The 21,000-nt window shown below is 63.2% G+C and carries 16 protein-coding genes; 6 read left to right on the top strand and 10 right to left on the bottom strand.

Annotated elements, in window-relative coordinates:
* Positions 1 to 212: 212 nt before the first annotated feature.
* The 3 genes from BMOU_RS07205 to BMOU_RS07195 form a co-directional block, all read right to left on the bottom strand.
* Positions 213 to 1,529 carry an MFS transporter gene (locus BMOU_RS07205; RefSeq protein ID WP_034876248.1) on the bottom strand — a complete coding sequence of 439 codons (1,317 nt, stop codon included), beginning with the start codon at positions 1,527 to 1,529 and terminating at the stop codon, positions 213 to 215.
* A gap of 118 nt (positions 1,530 to 1,647) precedes the next feature.
* Complete coding sequence (locus tag BMOU_RS07200; RefSeq protein WP_235143745.1) at positions 1,648 to 4,311, bottom strand: alpha-L-rhamnosidase; 2,664 nt, start codon at positions 4,309 to 4,311, stop codon at positions 1,648 to 1,650.
* Positions 4,312 to 4,380: 69 nt separating this feature from the next.
* Positions 4,381 to 5,691 carry an MFS transporter gene (locus tag BMOU_RS07195; RefSeq protein WP_034876244.1) on the bottom strand — a complete coding sequence of 437 codons (1,311 nt, stop codon included), beginning with the start codon at positions 5,689 to 5,691 and terminating at the stop codon, positions 4,381 to 4,383.
* 216 nt (positions 5,692 to 5,907) lie between these two features.
* On the opposite strand from BMOU_RS07195, the gene BMOU_RS07190 reads away from it, so the two are divergent.
* Positions 5,908 to 6,951, top strand: a complete 1,044-nt coding sequence (locus BMOU_RS07190) for a LacI family DNA-binding transcriptional regulator (RefSeq protein ID WP_034876243.1) — start codon at positions 5,908 to 5,910, stop codon at positions 6,949 to 6,951.
* Positions 6,952 to 6,954: 3 nt separating this feature from the next.
* Here BMOU_RS07190 and BMOU_RS07185 read toward each other — a convergent pair whose 3' ends face one another.
* Positions 6,955 to 8,361, bottom strand: a complete 1,407-nt coding sequence (locus BMOU_RS07185; protein ID WP_034876241.1) for an MFS transporter — start codon at positions 8,359 to 8,361, stop codon at positions 6,955 to 6,957.
* A gap of 148 nt (positions 8,362 to 8,509) precedes the next feature.
* Between BMOU_RS07185 and BMOU_RS07180 the strand changes: the two genes are divergently transcribed.
* Positions 8,510 to 9,481, top strand: a complete 972-nt coding sequence (locus BMOU_RS07180) for an FAD:protein FMN transferase (RefSeq protein ID WP_034877394.1) — start codon at positions 8,510 to 8,512, stop codon at positions 9,479 to 9,481.
* A gap of 186 nt (positions 9,482 to 9,667) precedes the next feature.
* Entirely contained in the window at positions 9,668 to 10,807 is a 1,140-nt protein-coding gene (locus BMOU_RS07175; protein ID WP_034876239.1) for an ATP-binding protein, read from the top strand.
* Positions 10,808 to 10,852: 45 nt separating this feature from the next.
* Here the strand turns inward: BMOU_RS07175 and BMOU_RS07170 are convergent, their stop codons facing one another.
* The 4 genes from BMOU_RS07170 to BMOU_RS07155 all read right to left on the bottom strand — a co-directional run bounded on the left by BMOU_RS07170 (position 10,853) and on the right by BMOU_RS07155 (position 16,236).
* Positions 10,853 to 12,682, bottom strand: a complete 1,830-nt coding sequence (locus tag BMOU_RS07170; RefSeq protein WP_371851386.1) for an ABC transporter ATP-binding protein — start codon at positions 12,680 to 12,682, stop codon at positions 10,853 to 10,855.
* 13 nt (positions 12,683 to 12,695) lie between these two features.
* Entirely contained in the window at positions 12,696 to 14,453 is a 1,758-nt protein-coding gene (locus BMOU_RS07165; RefSeq protein WP_034876236.1) for an ABC transporter ATP-binding protein, read from the bottom strand.
* A gap of 138 nt (positions 14,454 to 14,591) precedes the next feature.
* Positions 14,592 to 15,089 (bottom strand): MarR family winged helix-turn-helix transcriptional regulator, encoded by a 498-nt coding sequence (locus BMOU_RS07160; protein ID WP_034876234.1) that lies wholly within the window; start codon positions 15,087 to 15,089, stop codon positions 14,592 to 14,594.
* A 166-nt stretch (positions 15,090 to 15,255) separates the two neighbouring features.
* The gene (locus tag BMOU_RS07155; protein ID WP_371851379.1) at positions 15,256 to 16,236 is read right to left on the bottom strand and encodes an aldo/keto reductase; all 981 of its coding nucleotides are present in this window, start codon (positions 16,234 to 16,236) and stop codon (positions 15,256 to 15,258) included.
* 395 nt (positions 16,237 to 16,631) lie between these two features.
* On the opposite strand from BMOU_RS07155, the gene thiS reads away from it, so the two are divergent.
* Genes thiS through BMOU_RS07140 form a run of 3 tightly spaced genes read left to right on the top strand, consistent with a single transcriptional unit; the run spans position 16,632 to position 18,515 of the window.
* On the top strand, positions 16,632 to 16,826 hold the full coding sequence (thiS, locus tag BMOU_RS07150) for a sulfur carrier protein ThiS (RefSeq protein ID WP_034876232.1): 195 nt from the start codon (positions 16,632 to 16,634) through the stop codon (positions 16,824 to 16,826).
* A gap of 30 nt (positions 16,827 to 16,856) precedes the next feature.
* A complete protein-coding gene (thiF, locus tag BMOU_RS07145) occupies positions 16,857 to 17,570 on the top strand; it encodes a sulfur carrier protein ThiS adenylyltransferase ThiF (protein WP_034876230.1) in 714 nt (237 codons plus the stop codon).
* 30 nt (positions 17,571 to 17,600) lie between these two features.
* Positions 17,601 to 18,515: a thiazole synthase gene (locus tag BMOU_RS07140; protein ID WP_081738518.1), complete on the top strand. Its 915-nt coding sequence runs from the start codon at positions 17,601 to 17,603 to the stop codon at positions 18,513 to 18,515.
* A 15-nt stretch (positions 18,516 to 18,530) separates the two neighbouring features.
* On the opposite strand, the gene BMOU_RS07135 is transcribed toward BMOU_RS07140, so the two are convergent.
* Together BMOU_RS07135 and BMOU_RS07130 are read right to left on the bottom strand one after the other, a co-directional pair.
* A complete protein-coding gene (locus BMOU_RS07135; RefSeq protein WP_171002091.1) occupies positions 18,531 to 20,033 on the bottom strand; it encodes an amino acid permease in 1,503 nt (500 codons plus the stop codon).
* Positions 20,034 to 20,277: 244 nt separating this feature from the next.
* Positions 20,278 to 20,853, bottom strand: coding sequence for a hypothetical protein (locus BMOU_RS07130; protein WP_034877389.1), 576 nt, complete (start codon positions 20,851 to 20,853; stop codon positions 20,278 to 20,280).
* Positions 20,854 to 21,000: the final 147 nt, after the last annotated feature.

The following is a 21,000-nucleotide window of genomic DNA, read 5'->3' as shown; positions in this document are numbered from 1 at the left end:
TGATTTTTGGAAGTTTTTGTTGTAGGCGAAATCAGAATGGCGCAATTCCGCCATTCTCCATTTTTCCGCCTACAGCGTTTCGTCTCACATAGTGATTATGCCGACGTCCGTCGGGCAGGGCAATGCATATGCGGACCATGCATCGTTTCCGGTTTCGGCAGCCGGAACGAAACGCATGGTCCGCATGTGTGGGAAAAGAGGAAGGTGGGGCGCTAGGCGACCTTCTTGATGAGCATGATCACCACGGCGCCGACGAGCACGGAGACGATGGCGACCGGGAAGATCTGCGCATAGCTGCCGGTGGCCACCACGATCGCACCGGTCACGACCGGGGCGAGCACCTGGCCGACGGTGTTGGCGAGGTTGAGGATGCCCAGATCCTTGCCGGCCTCGTCGGCGCTTGGCAGCACGTCCACGTTCAGCGCCTGGTCCACGGCGATGTAGATGCCGTAGCCCACGCCGCCGATGCCCGCGTAGAGCATCATGCCCAATGCGGTCGGCATGAAGAACGGGATGGCCACGCCCACGGCGATGATCACGGAGCCGGTGGCCACGATGATCTTGCGCTTGTGCAGCTTGTCGGAGATCGGCCCGGAGACGATCGAGCAGATCATGAGCACGACCATCGAGATCAGCGACATGGTGGCGAGCGTCGAGGCGGCATCGTCGACGCTGAGCCCGCAATATTTCTTGAGGATGTACAGCTGGTAGCCGGAGATCATGGACCATCCGAAGATCAGCAGCAGTCGGCCGACGAGTGCGAGGTAGAAGTCACGGCAGTTCCTGGTCGGCGGGATGAAGGACTTCGCGATGGCCGCCGGGCTGAGCTTCACGTTCGCCTTGGTGTCGTCCGCTGCGCTGCCGACCTTCGACGAGCGTTCGGCAGGCCAGATGATGATCGTCAGGATGCCGGTGATGCCGAACAGCACCGCGCCGATCACGAAACCGACGCCCATGCTGTCGATGAACTTCGAGCCCAGGAACGTGCCTGCGGACTGGCCGACGATCATCGCGCCACCGTAGAACGACGAGAAGGTGCCGCGCACGTTTTCCGGAATGCGGTCGGACAGGACCGCCACGGCCGGGGCGATCATCATGTTGACGCCGATCTGCACGATGGACCAGCCCGCCACGATGCCCGCAAGCGAGGCCGACGAGAACGCCAGCACATAACCGGCCGCGGTGACGAAGCCACCGGCCACGATCCACGGCGTGCGCTTGCCGAAGCGCGAACGCGTGATGTCGGACAGCGCGCCGAAGATGATGTTCGCGAACAGTGCGAAGATGCAGCCGACGGAGTTCATCGCGCCCAGGATCACTTCCGGGGTGCCGATGTTGAGTTCGTCGAAACGTTGCGGCAGCAGCACGCCGGAGCCGGAGGTGCCGGCGGTCATCCACAGCAGCGAGAACAGTGCGAAGCCGATGCCGAAGCGGAGTTTCTCGGCCGTGGTGAGGCGTCGGCCGGTATCCGGTGCGATCTCCTCCGGTGCAATGGTGGTGTCGACCGCCGACTCGTCATTGAGTGACATGGTTATCCTTTCTCTCTGATAATTTACCCCCTCCGGCGGGCTGAGCCGTCAAGCTGACGCCCGGTGGAGCGGACCGTGGGCGGGGATTTCGCGCTCTCGGCGCCGGAGGGGATCGAAGTTACAGCGCCACGACCAAGTGGTGCGTTCCGCCGGCCAGCTCGGTCGGCTCATGGTCGGGCAGCTCCACCACGGCGGTGGCGCCGATCGGTACGGTCACATCGAGTTCCACGCCCTCTGCGGAGGTCTTCCATGCCACGGAGGCCTTGCCGTACGGGGTGACGTGCGAGGTGGAGGCGTGGTCGAGGCCGCCGCCGATCACCGGCGCCACACGGAATCGCTTCCAGCCGGCCTCGATGGCCTCGAGGCCGCCGATGTGCGCATGCATCCATTCGGCCACGGAGCCGAGTGCGTAATGGTTGAACGAGGTCATGCCGCCGGGGTTGAGCGAGCCGTCCGGGCGCATGGAATCCCAACGCTCCCACGTGGTGGTGGCGCCCATCTTCACCTGGTACAGCCAGCTCGGGCACTCCTCGGAGAGCAGCAGTCCGTAGGCCTCCTCGTTGTGCCCGGTCATGGTCAGGGCCGGCAGTACGAATGGCGTGCCCGCGAAGCCGGTGCTCACCTTGCCGCCGGACTCGCGCACGAGCTTGGCCAGGCGGTTGCCCGCCTTGACGCGGCGCACCGGCTCGCCGTCGAGCAGACCGAACGCGATTGCCAGCGCATACGCGCATTGCGTGTCGGATGTCATCGTGCCATCCAGGTTCGTGAAGCGCGCCAGGAATCCGGAGGTGACGTGCCTGCGCAGGTCGCCGAATCGTACGGCGTCCTCGTTGTTGCCGAGAATCCGCGCGATTTGCTCGGCCTGCGCGCAGGAACGGGCGAAGAAGGCGGTCGCGACGAGCTCCTTCTCGGTCATCGCCTGCGTCGGATCATCCGGCGGAGCGGTCGGATCAAGCCAATCGCCGAGCTGGCCGAGCACGTAATCCGGTCGGCGATCCCACACGCCGTCCGGCGAGAGATAGCCGGCCACCTCGTCGATCCAATCACGGCTCAGATCGTAGGAATCGGCGAGGATCTGCGGGTCGCCGGACTCCATGTAGAGCACCCACGGCACCTCGACCGCGGAATCGCCCCATGTGGAGATGGCCTGCGGGTGCGCCCAGCCGCCGAGCGGAATGAACGGCACGTAGAACGGCACCGTGCCCCATTTGACCTGGTCGGCGCGAACGTCCTTGAGCCAGCTCTTGAGGAAGCCGTACACGTCGTACAGGTAGGCGGCGGTCGGCGCGAACAGGCAGATGTCGCCCGTCCAGCCCATGCGCTCGTCGCGCTGCGGGCAGTCCTGCGGAACGGATACGAAGTTGGAACGCATCGACCACAACGCATTGGCATGCAGGCGGTTCAGCAGCGGATTGGAGGTTTCCAGTTCGCCGGCGCGATCCATCACGGAGTGGTAGACGTGGCATTCGATGTCGGCGGCGGTCAGTTCGCCCGCAACGCCCTCGATCTGCGCATAGCGGAAGCCGTGCATCGCGAAGCGCGGCTCCCACCAGGCGTCCGTGCCATTGGAGGTGTAGATGTCATGCTGCTGGCCGCGGCGCAGGGTGCGTGTGGCGATTTCGCCGTTCGGTTCGAGCACCTCCACATGGTGCAGTTCCACGCTCTGCCCGGCCTCAAGGCCCTTGACGTGCAGATGGATGCGCTGCGTGCAGTTCTGGCCGAAGTCGACCAGCCAGATGCCGCGGCCGTCGGGGGTGTCGCCGGTGCGTGTGATGGATACCGGTTCGTTGATTTCCTGCGCGCGCACCGGTGAGGTATCGGGATTCTCGATTTTCGCGGGATCGTAGAAGATTTCGGCGACCGGCTTCCAGCTCGAATCGTCGAAGCCCGGCTCGGACCAGCCCGGCTGTTCGAGGCGCGCATCGTACCGCTCGCCCTCGCACAGGTCGGAGCAGACGATCGGGCCGAGCGAGGCCTTCCATTGGCGGTCCCAGGCATTGGAGTAGACGTGCTCGATGCCGCCGTCCTCATACTCGACTTCAAGCTGCGCGAACACGCCGAGGCGATCGCCGTAGTAGTTCACATAACCGCCGTCGAAGCCGAGACGGCCGCGATACCAGCCGTCGCCGAGCCAGAAGCCCATGGCGTTGGCGCCCTCGTTGAGCTCGCCGGTGACGTCGTAGGTCCAGCACTGCACGCGCTGTTCGTAGTTGGTCCAGCCGGGAATCAGTGCGTCGTTGCCGATTTTCACACCGTTGATTTCCGCCTCGACCAGGCCGAGGGCGCTCAGGTACAGGCGTGCGCGCTTCGGCTTGGCCTTGATCGCGATTTCCGTACGTATCAGCGGCAGGTGGCGGTGGTCGGTTTCCGGTTCCGCCCAGGAGGGGCCGACGAAGTCGGCGACGTGCTCGTATTCCTGCATGAGGCCGGCCTCGAAGTGCAGGGTGGCGCTGGGATCGCTCAATGGCTTGTGTGCGGCGGAAACGAGCTGCACGGTGGCGAAGACCTCTTCGCGCGAGGCGAGCGGGGTGAACTGCCAAGGCACGAGCACGTTGTCTTCCGGAGGGAGGTAGGTGCACTCCTCCTTCGCCGGGGAGCCCGGCACGCGGCGGCTGATCTTCAGCAGGATCTGAGAACCGTCCGGAACGGCACGGGAGTAGGTCCAGTTCATACGCGGGGTCGCGGTCGGAATGCCGAGCGCATCCCCCGGAAAGTGTTCGATGGTGAAGCGCGTGATCTGCAGGTCCCCCACTGCGATCGGCTTGATGACTTGCGTTTCCATGATTCTCATAACTCCTTTGTTATTGGCGGGCAGGGCGCCCCCTCGATCAAGGGGCGCCCTGCATCGGATTCACGCTTCGGCGGCGACTTTGAGCTGACGCTCCTCGTCGGTGCCGTACTTGTTCTGCTTGGCGATCATGACCGAGCCGGCGACCAGTTCGAGCACGACCACGCCCACGAAGCACCACATGGTGGTCTTGATGGTGGAGGGCAGCACGAGGGCCGGGGTGACCAGGGCGAACAGGCCGCACAGCAGGCGGGAGAAGCCGTTGATGAAGCCCTGGATGGAGGCGCGGATCTCAATCGGGAAGGACTCCTGGGTCCACACCTTGTACATGGCCTCGCCGGCGAACGGACCGCCGAGGTTCATCAGTGCGGTGGCACCGAAGATGACCCACATGTTGGTGCCGCCCAGAGCCAGGCAGACCATGGCCACGATGGAGATGCCCATGCCCACGAAGAACAGCTTGTTGCGGTACTTGCCGCCCGCGATGGAGGCGAAGGCGATGTTCAGGGCGAGGGTGATGAAGTTCAGGATGATGCCGAGGCCGGTGGCCAGGGACTGGGAGGCGTTGGCCTGTACCAGCATGTAGGTCTGGAACTGGCCCCAGGTGTTGGCCAGCAGGTTCCAGCCGCAGTAGAAGATGGTGATGGCCAGGAAGAATCCGAGCAGCATCTTGCTGTTCTCGGTGCCGGCGAACAGCATCTTGATGACGGAGACCTTCTCGGTGGCGGCGGCGGTGCGGCCCGCGGCGGCGTCACGGGCGTCGGCCTCCTCGTGGAAGCGGCGGAAGGTCGGGGAGGTCAGACGCCACAGCCAGGCCACGACGGCGAACACGGCGAGGATGGCGAAGACCACGCGGCCGCCCATCGCGCCTTCCATGGTGGAGACGAGGAACGCGCAGATGAAGGAGATGAACACGCCCACCTGCCAGAACACCTGGGTGGTGGAGACGAGCTGCGCGGCGACCTTGTCGTTCGGGGCGTCATGGGAGACGATGGTCATGGAGATCGGCAGGTCGGCGCCCGAGGCGACGCCGGCGATGATCAGGCCGATGAGCAGTACGGTGAAATTCGGTGCGAACACGCAGATCGCGGCGCCGATGGCGTACAGCAGGTTGATCCAGTTGAACACCAGCACGCGGCCGATCTTGTCGGCCAGACGGCCGCCGAACAGCGATCCGAACGCGATGGCGAAGGTCAGGATGCCGGAAAGCAGGCCGACCTGGGTGGTGTCGAGGCCGAGACCGCTCTGCCAGACGGTGATGGTGGCGGACAGGCCGACGATGATGCCGGAGCCCAGCATGGAGCCGATACCTGCGGCGACGGCGAGCGGCATGTATCCGCCGACTCCCTCGTTCTTCTTAGCTGCAGCGTTCATTTCTCTGTATCCTTCTTTTGAAATATTCAACGAGATTCGAGAGTGTTCAAGAACCTCGCTGTTCCTTGATATTTCTTCCTTGACGAAAGTCATTGTAGAACCCTGTTTTGAAATTTTCAATCCTGTTTTTCGTCGGCGTGTTGAAAGTTTCAAAGCGGGAATCGCAATCTTCATCTAATATTTCATTGAAAGCACCAACGCAAGTGAGGGGGCCCTATGCCGAACAGCAAGAAGGTCGGCGTTTCCGACATCGCCAAGCATGCGGGCGTCTCCATCGGCACCGTCTCGAATTACCTGAACTATCCGGAACGCGTCTCCGCAACGTTGAAGACGAGGATCAGCCGCGCCATCGCGGATCTCGGCTATGTGCCGAAGCACAGCGGCGGGCAGATTCCGGCGTCGAACACCACGCCGGTGATCGGCTTCGTGATGACCGACATCGAGCATTCGCTGTTCACATCGATCTTCGAAGGCGTGCAGGAGGTGTGCGAGGACCACGGCATGCAGGTCGTGGGGCTCAACGCGCTGTCCGACAAACAGCGGCAGAGCGACATGGTGCGGCTGCTCATCGGCATGAACGTGACGGGAATCCTGCTGAGCACCGTGGAGGATTCGCCGGAGGACGTGGCCGCCGCACGCGCGGCGGGCATCCCGATCATCCTGATCGACCACACGAATCCGCGCGACGCCGACCCGGTCTGCTCCGTAATGAGCGACAATGTGTCGGCCGGGCAGATGGCCGCCGAGGAGCTTATCCGCACCGGCTGCACCAGGCTCGCCTTCTTGGCGCACTCGTTCGACTATGAATCCGTGCAGGACCGGCAGCTCGGCGTGCAGAAGGCCGTGATGCTGGCCGGCCGCAATGGCGGGGATGCGCGGATCTCCTCGGGAGTGATCGATTCCGGCGGCCTGTATGTCGAAGACGGCTACGAATCCGGCCTGGCCATCGCCGCGATGCCGGAAGGCGAACGCCCCGATGGCATCGTCACCGTGGATACGCCGTTGGGCGTGGGCGTCATCAACGCACTGCTCGAGCAGGGCGTGCGCATTCCCGAAGACATCAGCGTGATCGCCTGCGAGGAGGCGCAGGTCAAGCCGCTCGGCTCGTTGCCGTTGACCAGCGTGGCCGCCAACGCCACCGACATCGGCCGCAAGGCCATGACCCAGATGCTCGACCATATGGATGACGCCGACGCGCATGTGCACGTCACCGCCCTGATCAAGCCCACGCTGATCCGCCGCGCCTCCACACGCCGGTGAGGCTCAGGATCCGAGCACGTCAAGCACCTTGCGCTCGTTGTAGAACGCGAAGACGATGCCGCCGACGCCGCACAGCACGGCCGCGCAGATGGCGGCGATACGGTAGCCGGCGCCCGATGCCATGCCGATCGTGCTCACGCCGGTGAACAGCAGCATCGCCACGGACTGGCCCATCTTCATGGCGAACGTGCGGGCCGCGTAGAACATGCCCTGACGGTCCTGGCCGGTCGTCTTCGAGCTCGCGTCGGCGATGTTCGCCACGATCGCCTGCGGCAGGATGCCGAATGCGGCCATCGGGATCGCGCCGACGATCGAAAGAATCAGGCCCTGCGCCATCGGCGGAACCGCGGCGAGCACACCGGAGCCGAGCATGCCGGCGAAGGCGAACGCGCAGGTGAAGACCACGAAGGCGGCGAGCAGGATCCGCTTCTTGCCGACGCGGTTCGCCAACAGGTTCACCGGCAGGTAGAACAGCACTGACACCGCGGTCATGAGCACGAAGTAGATCGTCGTGGTGGTTTCGGGCAGCTTCAGCAGGCTCGTCACGAAGAACGGCAGGCCGGTCTGGAACGTGGTGATGGCCACCCAGTAGACCACGTCGGAGCATACGAACTTGCGGAATTCGCCATCGCCGAAGGTCTGCTTCAACGATTCGACGGTGGATTCGCTGGTCGGCTGCGAGTTGACGTAGTCACGCTCCCTGATGGCCAGTGGCGGCACGAGCATGCAGACGAGCGCGATGGCCGCCATGATCGAGAACGTCAGGCGGATGGCGTTCACGCGGCCGAGCCCCGGAACGAAGCCGGCCCAGATCACCGGCGCAACATATGCGATGGCGGTGCCGGCCACCCATGTGAACGAGATGGCGGTGGAGATCGTGAGCTGCTGCCTGGAATCGTGCCCGAGTTCGGCGATGAGCGCGTTGTACGGCGTGCAGTAGAACGTGAGTGCGATGTAGTAGCCGATCACGGTGACGAACAGGAATGCGCCGTTGATCCAGCTGGTGCCGTTGATCGGACTCCAGAACACCAGCACGGTGACGAGGGCGAGCGGCAACGCGGCGAACTTCAGGAACGGCATGCGACGGCCGGCCGCCGACTTGCATCGGTCGGACAGACTTGCCACGGCCGGGTCCACGAAGGCGTCGAAGAAGCGCGCGAACGCGGTGATGCCACCGACCACCGTCACGATGCCAAGTACCACAAGGCCTTGCGGTACGAACACCGTCTGGCCTTGTGCGATGGTCTCGTTGTCGGGCTGGTAGAAGTACACCAGCCAGTTCGAGATGATGCCCGACAGCAGCGCCCAGCCGAACTGTCCCACCGCGAATGCCCATACCTTGGGCATCGGCAGATCCGACACCTTCCGGGCCTGCCCCGACTGAACCGCCTGCGCCGCTGCGTCATTCATCGCAACCTCCTTGTTGACACTATGTCAATCACTCTAGCATCGTTTCCGCGCCCAACTGTACGCGCAATCCGCCCGATATGCGGCGAAACGGCGAATGCGGGAGGCCCTGCACATGGCCCGCCCCGCTTGCTTCGCTACCATCATGGGTATGGATTCCCTCGCGCAGCGCATGCCTTACGTTACGGCCTTTCCCCGTGCACTCGGCACAGGCATGGTGATTTCGACGCCACGGCCCGTGAACACGGAGGCACGCGACCGGATGGCGACGTTCATCGCAACGTATGAACGGACGCTGTCACGGTTCCGCACCGATTCGCTCGTCGCGGAAATCGGACGCGCCGAACATGGCGGCGGCTTTGATTTTCCGGATTGGGCCGAACCGCTGTTCGGCCTGTATGACGCGCTGTTCGAAGCCACCTCCGGCGCGATCGACCCATGCATCGGCGAGGATCTGATTCGTCTCGGCTATGACGCCTCCTTGAGCTTCACGGTCGACCCCGGTTCCGCCGAGCATCTGGGCGCACTGCGGGGGCGGCCCACATGGGGCGGCGACGTGGAACGCCACGGCACCACGCTCATCACCCGCCGCCCGATCAATCTGGACTTCGGAGCCTGCGGCAAAGGCCATCTCGTCGACCTGCTCGCCGCGCCCCTTGCCGCCGACTCCGCGGAGTTCGTGATCGACGCGGGCGGGGACCTGCTGATCCGCTCCGCCGAGCCGATAGCCATCGCGCTCGAGGACCCGGATGACGCCACCCGCGCCGTCGGCGTGGCGCACATCGCCGGCGGCGCGTTCTGTGCGAGCGCGCCCAGCCGCCGCCATTGGGAGGTGGCGGTCAATGAGCGGACCCACCTGAAGATCCACCATCTGCTCAACGCCATCGACGGCCTGCCCGTCCAGCAGACCGAGGCCACATGGGTCTACGTGCCCGGCCCGCCGGACGGGCAGGCCGTCGGGACCCCTGCCGGCCACCCCACCGCGCTGGCCGACGGCCTGGCCACCGCATTGTTCACCACGGGCCCGGAGGCGTTGAGCCGCACGTTCCCTTTCGCATGCGCGACCTTGGACGCCGGTCGTCACGCCACCATCAGCAGCGGCTTTCCCGGGCGGTTCCTCTGAAGGGCCCGGATTGCCGACGAAAGTCGGCCGGATGCCCTACCGCGTACGGACGTCCCCGTGCGGTGCCATGCATCACCGTACATAGTCGTACATTTTCGTGTACATTCGTGTACTTTGGTATACTTTCGTATACATTCATGCATTTCCCATATCCCGATTCGACAAGATCCACGAAGAAGGTGCTTCATGGCAATGAATCCATTCAAACCGACCGCCGGCAAGATGCCGCCGATACTCATCGGCCGTGAGACCGCCATCAAGGAATTCACGGAGGGGCTGGACAACGGCGCCGGCGCCCCCGGACGCATCATGCTGGTCACCGGGCAGCGCGGCTTCGGCAAAACCGTGCTCCTTACCGAATTTCGCCGCATCGCCGCCGAACGCGGGTGGGAGACCATCTCCGAAACCGCCTCGCCCGACGTCGCGCAACGCCTCATCGAGGCGCTTACGCCCGGCGGCCTTCACGTCAATCAGGCAAGCGTAAGCCCTTCGGTCAGCATCCCGGGAATCGCCAGCGCAAGCCTCGGCCGCATCGATCTTTCCGCAACCGCCACGCCGCTCACGCTGCGCAACGCAATCGCCAAACGTTTGGAAAGCGGGAAAATCGGCAAGGGAAAGGGCATTCTCATCACCATCGACGAGACGCAGGCCGCCTCGCTTGACGATCTTGTCGCCATCGCCACAGCCGTGCAGCACGTCACTACGTCCATCGACGAGACCGATGTGCCCGACGCCGAAAAGAAGGGTATCGCCATCGTATTCGCGGGACTGCCGTCAACGGTCAACGACCTGATCAACGACGCTGTCATCACGTTCCTGCGCAGGGCCCTGCGTTGCGAGCTTGACGACGTTCCTCTGCTGGATGTCAAGAACGCGTTCCTGGCATCCGTCGCCGATTCCGGCAAGACGATCGGCAACGACGAGGCCTGGCAGGCGGCGCGGGCGACCAACGGATACCCATACATGGTGCAACTTGTCGGATACTACATGTGGCAGTCCGCACAGCGCCGCCACGCAACGGAGATCACCGCCGACGACGTCGCGACCGGCATTGCGGATGCGCAGATCGCCTTCGACGATGCCGTATGCGCACCCGCACTGGACGGATTGAAGCCCGCGGAACTCGAGTTTTTGCACGCCATGGCCCGTGACGTACCGTCCGCAACCGTGGTCGGCGAGATCGAGACCCGCACCGGCCGCAGCCGAAGCTGGGTGAACAAGTACCGGGCCGCATTGATCAAAGACAGGATCATTCAGCCGTCCGGCCACGGGTCCCTCGAATTCGCGGTCCCCCATCTGGGCGCCTACCTCAGGAAGCGCCTTTAGACGCCCATACGGCTCCCGCCATTGCCGGGATCGGCCGGCCGATATTCAGCCGGCCAACGTGAACTGGCTGTTGTAGATGTCGGCGTAGAAACCGCCCTTCGCAAGCAGTTCCTCATGCGTGCCGCGTTCCACGATGTCGCCGCCGTCCATCACCAGAATCATGTCGGCGTCACGGATCGTCGACAGGCGGTGCGCGATCACGAAGCTCGTGCGCCCCACCGTCAACGCGTCCATCGCCTTCTGGATCAGCTCTTCGGTACGCGTATCGACGGAAGAGGTCGCCTCATCCAGAATCAGGATCGGCGCGTCCTCCACCATCGCGCGTGCAATCGTCAGCAGCTGCTTCTGCCCCTGCGAAAGCGACGCCTTGTCGTCAAGCACCGTGTCGTAGCCGTCCGGCAGCGACATGATGTAGTGGTGCAGTCCGACGGCCTTGCATGCGGCGACGACCTGCTCGTCGGTCACGCCCTTCTTGGAATACACGATGTTTTCACGCACGGTTCCACGGAACACCCACGTATCTTGCAGCACCATCGAGAACTGGTCGTGCACGTTCCAGCGAGGCACCGACTTGGTGTCGACGCCGTCGATCGAAATCGTGCCGCCGGAAATCTCATAGAAGCGCATGAGCAGGTTCACCATCGTGGTCTTGCCGGCGCCGGTCGGGCCGACGATGGCGACCTTCTGACCGGCCTTCACCGAAGCGGAGAAGTCATGGATGATCGTCTTTCCGGGCTCGTAGCCGAAGTGCACATGGCTGAATTCCACGTCGCCGCGCACCGGCTGCGGCTTGCCGTCCGCGCCGATGCCGAGTAGCGGCCGCTTGTCGGTCTCGTCGGCCAGCTCCGGCTCCTCAAGGAAGCCGAACACGCGCTCGGAGGCGGCGGCGCAGCGCTGCAGGTTCTGGAAGGCCTGCGCGAACTGCGACAACGGCTGCGTGAACAGGCGGATGTACATCATGAACGCCACGATCACGCCGAATTCGATTTTGCCGTCCATCGCAAGCACCGCGCCGACCACGCATACGACCACATAGCCGAAGTTGCCGATGAAGTTCATCAGCGGCATCATCAGGCCGGACAGGAACTGGCTTTTCCAGCCGGACACGTACAGGTCCTTGTTGTAACGTTCGAAACGGCTGATGGAATCGGCCTCGCCGCAATACGCCTTGACCACGGCGTGGCCGGTGTACATCTCCTCGACATGGCCGTTCACGTCGCCGAGGGCCGCCTGCTGGCGCGCGAAGTACTTCTGCGAGGCCACCATGATGACGCCCATCACGATCAGGCCGAGCAGCGCGGAGCCGATGGCGCACAGCGTCAGGATCACGTTGTTGTAGAACATCATGACGAGCGCGCCGAAGAACAGCGTGACCGACGTGATCAGCGAGCCCAGCGACTGGCCGAGCGTCTGCCCGATCGCGTCCACGTCGTTGGTGATGCGGCTCAGCACGTCGCCGTAGCTGACCTTGTCGAAGTACTTGAGCGGTAGGCGGTTGATCTTCTTGCTGATCGCCTCGCGCAACTGCTGCGCGGTGCGCTGCGTCACGTTCGCCATCAGCCAGCTCTGCAGGTAGCACAGCACCGCATAGCCGACGTACAACGCCACCAGCAGCCATGCGATACGGCCGACGGCGGTGAGGTCGATCGAGTTCACCACCGGCTTGCCATGCACGACGGCCGGCAGTCCCTTGGTGATCTCATTGGTCATGTCCTTGAGCTTGTCGGGGCCGATGATCTGGCATACGGTTCCGGCCGCGCCAAGCACCAGCGCAATGACGATCACGGGAATGTAGCGACGGCAGAAATGTATGAGCTTCCTCATCACGCCGCCGAAATCCTGCGGTTTTTCCGCGGGCCCGCGCCCGCGTCCCATAGGTCCTGGCATGTCAGCGGTCCCCTTTCAGTTCATCCTCGCTCAGCTGCGACTGCGCGATCTGCCGATATACGTCGCAGGTTTCGAGCAGTTCATGATGCGTGCCCTGCCCGGCCACCCTGCCTTCGTCGAGCACGACGATGCGGTCGGCATTCATGATGGTGCCGATGCGCTGCGCGACGATCAGTTTCGTGGAATCCTTGGCCTCCTTCGCAAGCGCGTCGCGCACGGCACGGTCCGTTTTGAAGTCGAGCGCGGAGAAGGAGTCGTCGAAGATGAGGATTTCCGGATGCCGGTACACGGCCCTTGCGATCGACAGGCGCTGCTTCTGCCCGCCGGAAACGTTGGCGCCGCCCTGCGAGATGTCGGATTTGTAGCCGTGTTCCTTCTTGTCGATGAATTCCGTGGCCTGCGCGACCTCGCATGCGTTCCGTACGTCCCGTTCGCGCAGTTCGGTGTCGCCATACGCCACGTTGCCGGCGATGGTGCCCTTGAACAGGAATGCCTGCTGCGGCACGTAGCCGATCTTGTCGCGCAGCGACTTCAGGGTGTAGTCGCGCACGTTCACGCCGTCGACGAGCACTTCGCCCTGGGTGGCGTCGTAGAAGCGCGGCACCAGGTTGATCAGCGACGATTTGCCGGAGCCGGTCGAGCCGATGAACGCGACCGTCTCGCCCTTGCGCGCCTTGAAGCTGATGCCTTCGAGCATGGCCTCGCGCGAATCCGGGTAGGTGAAGCTTACGTTGCGGAATTCGATTTCGCCTTCCTCGCCGGGCTTGCCCGCGGTCCGGGTGCCGTCGGCGATCATCGGCTCGGTGTCGATCACCTCGAGCACGCGCTGTGCGGACACGTCGGCGCGCGGCCACAGCACGAACACCATGCTCATTAGCAGGAAGCTCATGATCACCTGCACGGAATAGCTGGAGAACACCACCATGTTCGCGAAGGTGGTGAGCTTGTCGGTGGCTTCGGCGGCTTCGATCAGGTATGCGCCGATCCAGTAGACGGCGAGCATCAGGCCGTTGAGGATCGTGTTCATCAGCGGCATCATGATTGCCATGGCGCGGTTGGTGAACAGCTGGGTTTCGGTCAGTTCCTTGTTGGCCTGCGTGAACTTCGACTCCTGGTAGTCTTCGGCATTGTAGGCGCGCACCACGCGCAGGCCGGTCAGGTTCTCGCGTGCCACGAGGTTGATGTTGTCGGTCAGGCGCTGCATGGACCGGAACTTCGGCATGACCAGCGCCATCAGAACGCCGATCGTGACCAGCAGCACCGCCACGGCCACGCCGGTGGCGAGCGTCCATTCGAAGCCGTCGCCTGCGATCTTGCATACGGCCCACACGGCCATGATCGGCGACTTGACGATCATCATCAGGCCCATGGTGATGAACATCTGGATCTGCGTGATGTCGTTCGTGGAGCGGGTGATGAGCGACGCGGTGGAGAAGCGGTTCATCTCCGCCGGCCCGAAGCTTTCGACCTTATTGAACTCCAGCGAGCGTAGCCTCTGGCTGAACGAGGCGCCCACGCGCGCGGCGATGTAGCCGGTCACGACGGCGCAGGCCGCGGAGCCGAGCGAGATGGCAAGCATCTTGCCGCCGGCCACCCAGATGTCGGCCATTTTGCTGCCCGGGGTTTCCACAAGTTCGGTGATGTTGGACATATAGTCCGGCAAGGTCAGATCAAGCCAGACCTGGCCGACGATGCTGACCAGCGCTATGAGCATCTGGCCTATCTCCGCTTTGGAGAGGTATCGCATGATGCGAAGCATGCCTGGCACCTTTCTCTAGGGTGATTACTTTACGATGTCAATTACTTACAGTGTAAGATATTACACCTGTTGCTGTGTATTCCCTGAGAGCGATTTACGATTGCATGATTGGCGCCGGGGACGGACCCGCATATTTCGTCAGTCCGCGCCGGCGGAGCCGCCGTTCGCACGGAAGGCCTCCCTGACCTGTTCCGGCGTGGGGCGGGTCTTGCCGGGCACGCACAGGGACATGTAGGTGGTGAATTCGACGACGAGATCCACGAATTCGCGGGTGCGGCGCTCCCCCATCTGCGAAAAGATCCAGCAGATCGCCTCGCGCATGTCCTCGCGTTGCTTTTTGGCGCGCGCCTGGCCTTCCTCCGTCAGACTCACATGTACGATCCGACGGTCGTTCGGATCGACCTCGCGCGTGACCTGGCCTTTCCTCCCCAGTGCGGACAGCAGCGTGGAGACCCTGCCGGTGGTGGCGCGCATGGCCGCGGCAAGCTGCGTCGGCGTCTGCGGGCCCTTCAGCGAAAGCTCCTGCACGATGAACGGCTCGCCCTTCGCCCCCTTCGACATCTCCTCCTGCATCTGCGATTTGCGTCCCCAGATGTTCGACATCAGCTCGTGGAATGCTTCCTGCTCAAACCCCAACGCACAACCTCCTTCGGCATGTTCGAACATATTTTATCTTACAGTGCAAATAATCTCATCCGCAAAACCGCTCCCGATATCAGCCCGACGCCAAATGCGACGCCGCCGTGCCACCGCGGCCATTGCATGCAGACGGCCATCCATGCGATGGCGCGGCATCCTGGGTTCAGCCCCGGCGCCGGTTCACGGCATGGTTCAGCATGGCAATCTCATCAGGGTCAAGCGTAAGATCGACGGCCGCGAAGGAATCGTTGATCTCCTGCGGATTGCGGGCGCTCGGGATGGTGAAGAGCCGGCCGTAGCGGCCCAATTCCCAAGCCAGCACCACACGCTGATAGGAGCATCCATGCCTGGCCGCGACCATGCGGAACGGGTCGTACGCATGTCGGTCGAACGCATCCAGGAATCCTCCGAGCGGAGACCAGCATACGAACGCAAGCCCCAGCTCCTCGCAGTGCTCCATCGTATGCTCCGGATCGGGATGCGATGGGGAGAACTGGTTCTGCACGGCAACCAGCCCATCCCCCAGAATCTCACGGGCGATGTCGATCTGCCCGTCGTTCACGCGCGAAATGCCGGCGTGCCTGATCACGCCATCGTCAAGCAGCTGCCTCAGCGCGCCGATTTGGTCTTCGTACGGCACCGCCGGGTCCGGTCCGTGCGAATACAGCAGGTCCAACGCCTCCACGCCAAGGTGTGCGGCCGATTCCTTCGCATCGCGGATCATCGTCTCCGGCCGCGAATCGGCCATCCAGCCATACCGGCTGCCTTCGGCCTGCAGATGCTGGCGTTCCGTCTGCACGGGAGCCTCCATCGTGCGGCGGTATCCGGTCTTCGTGGCCACGAGCACCTCATCGCGCGGGCCTTCCCACGTTGCAAGGGCGTCACGCACCAGCCGTTCGCCGTACCCCAGATCCTCCGGGGAACCGGTACCGGGGCGGCTGGGCAGGTAATACGACCAGGCGGTATCCAGATAGCGCACGCCCGCGTCCAGACCGGCATGGATCGTGGCGATGGCCGTCTCACGATTCGGCCGGCCCTCAATCGCCAGCGCCATCGTGCCCATGCCAAGTCTCGGAATCGCGAATCCCGCCAGATCGCCATGCACCGTTACGCCCGCAGATTCACTGCCCGTTGCCATCGCCATTGGACCTTCCATCACCGGTTCCCTCCCTTTCGTCAACCGCCTTCATTCTCACATATCCACGGACCAGCCTGTGCGCCGGTATGGTGCGGCGAAGACGGTGATGTCGGGTGGCTGAGGGAAGATGGGGGCACAACCGAACGGGAGCCGAAAGGCTGAGAGGGAGTCGCAGGACTTCGACCGAGGACTTGATGCGGGTAATGCCGCCGTAAGGAGACGGGTTGTTCGCGCCGCATGGCGCATCTCAATCTTCCGTTCGCGATAACCGAATATCGCGTGAATCAGGGTCACGGAGGGGCGCACCACCTCATAGGGTACGGTTCCTTCGGCGACCCTTTTTTCGTACTGAAGCGGCTCGAACGCCAACGGCTCCGAACCGCGCCACAGAAGGGATCCGAATGATCATCAACGGCAAGGAAGAGCACATCGCCACGCCGATCACCGTGGCCGAACTGGTCGAGCTGCGCGGACTGCGCGCCGATCGCGTGGCCATCGAACTCAACGGTGAAATCGTACCGCGCTCCAAGCGCGCCGAAACCCAGCTCAAGGGCACCGACACCCTGGAAATCGTCACTTTCGTTCAGGGCGGCTGAACCACAGGAAGGAACGGACGGAAAGCAACCATGACTTTTGCACCATCGGCAACCCAGGAGCAGATCGACGCCCGGCGGCAGGCGTTCGACAACCTTCCCGACCCGACCACGCTGGTCAGCCGCGAAGAGATCCGTGCGGCCCTGCTCGACCGCCATACCGCGGCCATTCAGGGCAAGCTGGACGCCGCACGCGTGGCCATCTGCGGCTGCGGCGGCCTCGGTTCGACGATCGCCGTGGCCCTCACCCGCATCGGCGTCGGCCATCTGCATCTGATCGACTTCGACCGCGTAGACATGACGAACCTCAATCGCCAGCAGTATTTCCTCAAGGATCTCGGCCAGTACAAGACGGAGGCGCTGCGCAGCAACCTACGCCAGATCAATCCGTTCATCGACATCACCATCGACACCGTCAGGGTGACCGATGAGAACGTGCCGACGCTCTTCGGGAACGAAGACATCATCTGCGAGGCGTTCGACGTGCCGGAAAACAAGACCATGCTGGTCAACGCGGTGCTGGAGAGCCTGCCGGGCAAGAAGCTCGTGAGCGCATCCGGCATGGCCGGGTTCCGCAGTTCCAATCTGGTGGGCACGCGGCGCGTCTCGAAGAACTTCTACTTCTGCGGCGACGGCGAAACCGCTCCGGTGCCGGGCGCCGGCCTGATGGCACCGCGCGTGGGCGTGGTCGCCTGCCATGAAGCGAACATGATCACCCGTCTGATCCTCGGCGAAGAAGACGCCTGAGCAGATCCAACCAACCGAAAGGACCCAACGATGAGCACCGAACACACCGTGACCACGGCCGAAAGGGATGTTGCGGCCGCACCGAATGCCACGCTCGACGAGCTGGTCGGCACCACCACGAACACCGCGATCCTGCCCGAGCCGGACGCGCACGCATACGACGAGATCGCCACCGGCGACGCGGATCCGCTGGTGCTCGGCGGCCACGCGTTCACCAGCCGCTTCATTCTCGGCTCCGGCCGTTACGATCTGAACCTCATCAAGGCCACGATCGAGAACGCCGGCACGCAGATCGTCACCATGGCGCTGCGCCGCTGCCGCACCACCGAGAACAACCTGCTCGACTACATTCCCAAGGGCATCACCATGCTGCCGAACACGTCGGGCGCGCGCAATGCCGAGGAGGCCGTGCGCATCGCCCGTCTCGCGCGCGAAGTGTGCCAGACGGACTTCGTGAAGGTCGAGATTGAGCATGAGGCGAAGTATCTGCTGCCCGACAATGAGGAGACCATCAAGGCCACGGCGATGCTCGCCAAGGAGGGTTTTGTGGTCATGCCGTACATGTTCCCCGATCCGATCGCGGCCAAGCGCCTTGAAGACGCGGGCGCGGCCTGCGTGATGCCGCTCGGCGCGATGATCGGCTCGAACAAGGGCCTGCGCGCACGTGACTTCATCGAGGTGATCATCAGGAACGCCGGCGTTCCGGTGATCATCGACGCCGGCATCGGCCGCCCGAGCCAGGCCGCGGAAGCCATGGAAATGGGCGCGGACGCGGTGATGGCGTACACGGCGATCGCCTCCGCCGGCAACATTCCGCTGATGGCCCGCGCCTTCAAGAAGGCGATCGAAGCCGGCCGCGAGGCGTATCTGTCCGGCTTGGGCAAGGTCACGGAAGACCATGCCGTGCCGTCCAGCCCGACGAACGAGGCCGACTATATCGGCTGACACACCTGATGCACCCTACCTATGCAGGGAATTCTTCAGATCGCGGTTCTGGTAGCGTTCGTGCAGCAGGCAGTACCCGCCGAAGACCACCAGCCAGACTATGCCGGCGATGGCGGGGCCGATGGTTTCCGACGAGAGGAACAACGTGCCGTACACGAACACGAAGAACGCAATTGCGATCCAGTCCGTCACCTTCCAGGCCGGCATCAGGAAGCCGTCGGCGAGGAAGTCGGCGCTCTTCCGGTAGCCGCGGTGCGCGAACATCGTCAGCACGTAGATGAAGATCACCACGGCGCTGGCGGCCGACGAGAACAGCACGAACGCGCTGGAGATGCCGGGCAGCGCATTGATGATCGGCGACAGCAGAATCATGCAGCCGGACACCACGATCGCCTTCGCCGGCACCTTGCGGCTCGACACTTCGGCCAGACGCGACATCACCGGCGAATCGGAATCCTGCGCCAGCTGGTACAGGTGGCGTCCGGCCGAATACAGCAGTGAGTTGAGCGACGAGGCGGCCGCGGTGATCACCACGAAGAACACGAGCGCGGCGGCCCAGTCGAGGCCCGCATATTTGAACACCATGATGAACGGCGAACCGAACGATCCGTCGGCGTTCTGGTGGAAATTGCGCCACGGCACGATGCACATGATGGCCACCAGCGCGCCCACGTAGAAGATCAGGATGCGCATGATGATCTCGTTCACGGCTTTCGGCAGCACCTTGCGCGGATTCTGCGTCTCCGACACCGTAACGCCCACGAATTCGATGAGCAGGTAGGCGAAGAACACCATCTGGAAGCTCTTGAAGAAGCTCATCCAACCGTTTGGCGCGATCTGGAAGCCGTCGACCAGGTTGCGCAGGCTTACCGTCGCACCCGCGATGGTGCCGTCGACGCCCTCGATGTGCGAGGCCGGGTAGTGGAAGCCGATGACGAGCATCACCACGGCGGTGGCGATCAGGCCCACGATCAGCGTGATTTTGATCATGGAGAACCAGAATTCCGCCTCGCCGAACACCTTCACGGCAATCAGGTTGATGCAGGTGAGCGCCACGAGGAAGCACAGTTCGATCAGCCATTTCCACGCTTTGAGATTGATGTCGAACATGCCGAAGAACGTGACGAAATAGGTGCTGACTGCGGTGATCTCGGTCATGCCGGTCAGGATGAGCACGATCCAGTACGTCCATACGGCGAATTTGCCCCATCCGCGGCCGAGATAGCGGGTGATGAAGTTGATGAAGGTGTGCTGGCTGGGGTCCCGATACATCATTTCGCCGATGGCGCGCATCAGCAGGAACATGATCAGGCCGACGCCGATATACACGAAGATGATGCTTGGCCCGGTCAATGCGATCGACTTGCCGGAACCGAGGAACAGTCCGGTGCCGATGGTGCCGCCGATGGCGATGAACTGCACATGGCGATTGTTGAGGCCGCGGGCCATCTCGTTGCCTTGGTCGAGCGATTCGACGGATTCGTCGTTCGCCGACGTTGCGGTCCGGGCGGTTCGCATGTCGGGTTGCGGGGTTTCGGATTGCACGCCGCCTTGGCCGGCGGAGCCTGGATTCTCATAAGTCATAATGCTTTCCACCCTACCCCGCACGTCGCACATCCGTAGCACAATTAGGCGACCTGCCAAATTCCGCCCATTGCTTTTACCCGGCTACCGTGCATGACCGATTCGCCGAAAGAGCGATATTCATGCGTTCCGAGAGGATCGCACCGCATACTCCCGCTGGAATGCTTGCGCCACCAGCTCAGTCGGAGCCGGCGATCTGCCTGCGGAGCGCCTCGTTGGCCTTTTCGAGCTCGTCGATGCGTCTGGCCTGCTGTTTGATGATGATGCAGGCCGTCTTGGCGTCAATCACATCCGCCGCCTCTGCGTCGTCGTCTTGGATGCTTAATGTCTGCTCGGTTTTCAAGGGGGGTTCGGCTCCGTCGGCGACCGTGTTTGCGTCGATGTTCGTTCCGATGATGTTCTCTGCGACGCTATCAAGGTTCTGCCGCGTCACCAGCGTGCATTTGTACCGTTCAACAAGCTGTGCGATGACTTCACTGTCGCTCATGTTGCCGTTGCCGTTCACGGATCTGATGGCGGCCGCCTTCCAGCGTGCCACGCTGCGTTCGATGCGCTTGTAGCCGATGAGGTCCGGCGGCAGCCCCGCTTCGCGGAAGATTTTGGTCGGTGATTCGCCCGCAAGATAGCGGATGGTGCATACCTGTTTGAAGGTGTCGGAGTAGGTGATGCGGTCCTGTGTGACGTTGGAGACCGCCGCCAACCCTCGTAACAGCTGGATTTCCTCGCTACTGAACGATCCGCCGCCCCGCACCATCGTCATTCCTGCCTTCCGTATAACGCCCCGTCCACCCTTACGCCGTGGATTGCCTGCGATTCTACGTCCTGTTCCCCACGCAATACCCCCCGCTTTTCTCCCCTCCACACCAACCCCCCGTGGAGTCTCCTTTCCGCATATTCTCGC

The sequence above is a fragment of the Bifidobacterium moukalabense DSM 27321 genome (genome assembly GCF_000522505.1).
GTDB classification, from domain to species: domain Bacteria; phylum Actinomycetota; class Actinomycetes; order Actinomycetales; family Bifidobacteriaceae; genus Bifidobacterium; species Bifidobacterium moukalabense.
The sequence above is the reverse complement of the archived record's forward strand: the minus strand, read 5'-3'. Positions and strand labels throughout refer to the sequence as shown.

Bases quoted from the DNA above. Each gene is read 5' to 3' on its own strand.
- BMOU_RS07200 (WP_235143745.1), bottom strand. From the start codon at position 4,311: ATGGAAACGCAAGTCATCAAGCCGATCGCAGTGGGGGACCTGCAGATC.
- BMOU_RS07165 (WP_034876236.1), bottom strand. From the start codon at position 14,453: ATGCTTCGCATCATGCGATACCTCTCCAAAGCGGAGATAGGCCAGATG.
- BMOU_RS07140 (WP_081738518.1), top strand. From the start codon at position 17,601: ATGAGCACCGAACACACCGTGACCACGGCCGAAAGGGATGTTGCGGCC.
- BMOU_RS07155 (WP_371851379.1), bottom strand. From the start codon at position 16,236: ATGGCGATGGCAACGGGCAGTGAATCTGCGGGCGTAACGGTGCATGGC.
- BMOU_RS07170 (WP_371851386.1), bottom strand. From the start codon at position 12,682: ATGGGACGCGGGCGCGGGCCCGCGGAAAAACCGCAGGATTTCGGCGGC.
- thiS (WP_034876232.1), top strand. From the start codon at position 16,632: ATGATCATCAACGGCAAGGAAGAGCACATCGCCACGCCGATCACCGTG.
- BMOU_RS07190 (WP_034876243.1), top strand. From the start codon at position 5,908: ATGCCGAACAGCAAGAAGGTCGGCGTTTCCGACATCGCCAAGCATGCG.
- BMOU_RS07205 (WP_034876248.1), bottom strand. From the start codon at position 1,529: ATGTCACTCAATGACGAGTCGGCGGTCGACACCACCATTGCACCGGAG.
- BMOU_RS07135 (WP_171002091.1), bottom strand. From the start codon at position 20,033: ATGCGAACCGCCCGGACCGCAACGTCGGCGAACGACGAATCCGTCGAA.
- BMOU_RS07185 (WP_034876241.1), bottom strand. From the start codon at position 8,361: ATGAATGACGCAGCGGCGCAGGCGGTTCAGTCGGGGCAGGCCCGGAAG.
- BMOU_RS07195 (WP_034876244.1), bottom strand. From the start codon at position 5,691: ATGAACGCTGCAGCTAAGAAGAACGAGGGAGTCGGCGGATACATGCCG.
- BMOU_RS07130 (WP_034877389.1), bottom strand. From the start codon at position 20,853: ATGGTGCGGGGCGGCGGATCGTTCAGTAGCGAGGAAATCCAGCTGTTA.
- BMOU_RS07180 (WP_034877394.1), top strand. From the start codon at position 8,510: ATGGATTCCCTCGCGCAGCGCATGCCTTACGTTACGGCCTTTCCCCGT.
- BMOU_RS07175 (WP_034876239.1), top strand. From the start codon at position 9,668: ATGGCAATGAATCCATTCAAACCGACCGCCGGCAAGATGCCGCCGATA.
- thiF (WP_034876230.1), top strand. From the start codon at position 16,857: ATGACTTTTGCACCATCGGCAACCCAGGAGCAGATCGACGCCCGGCGG.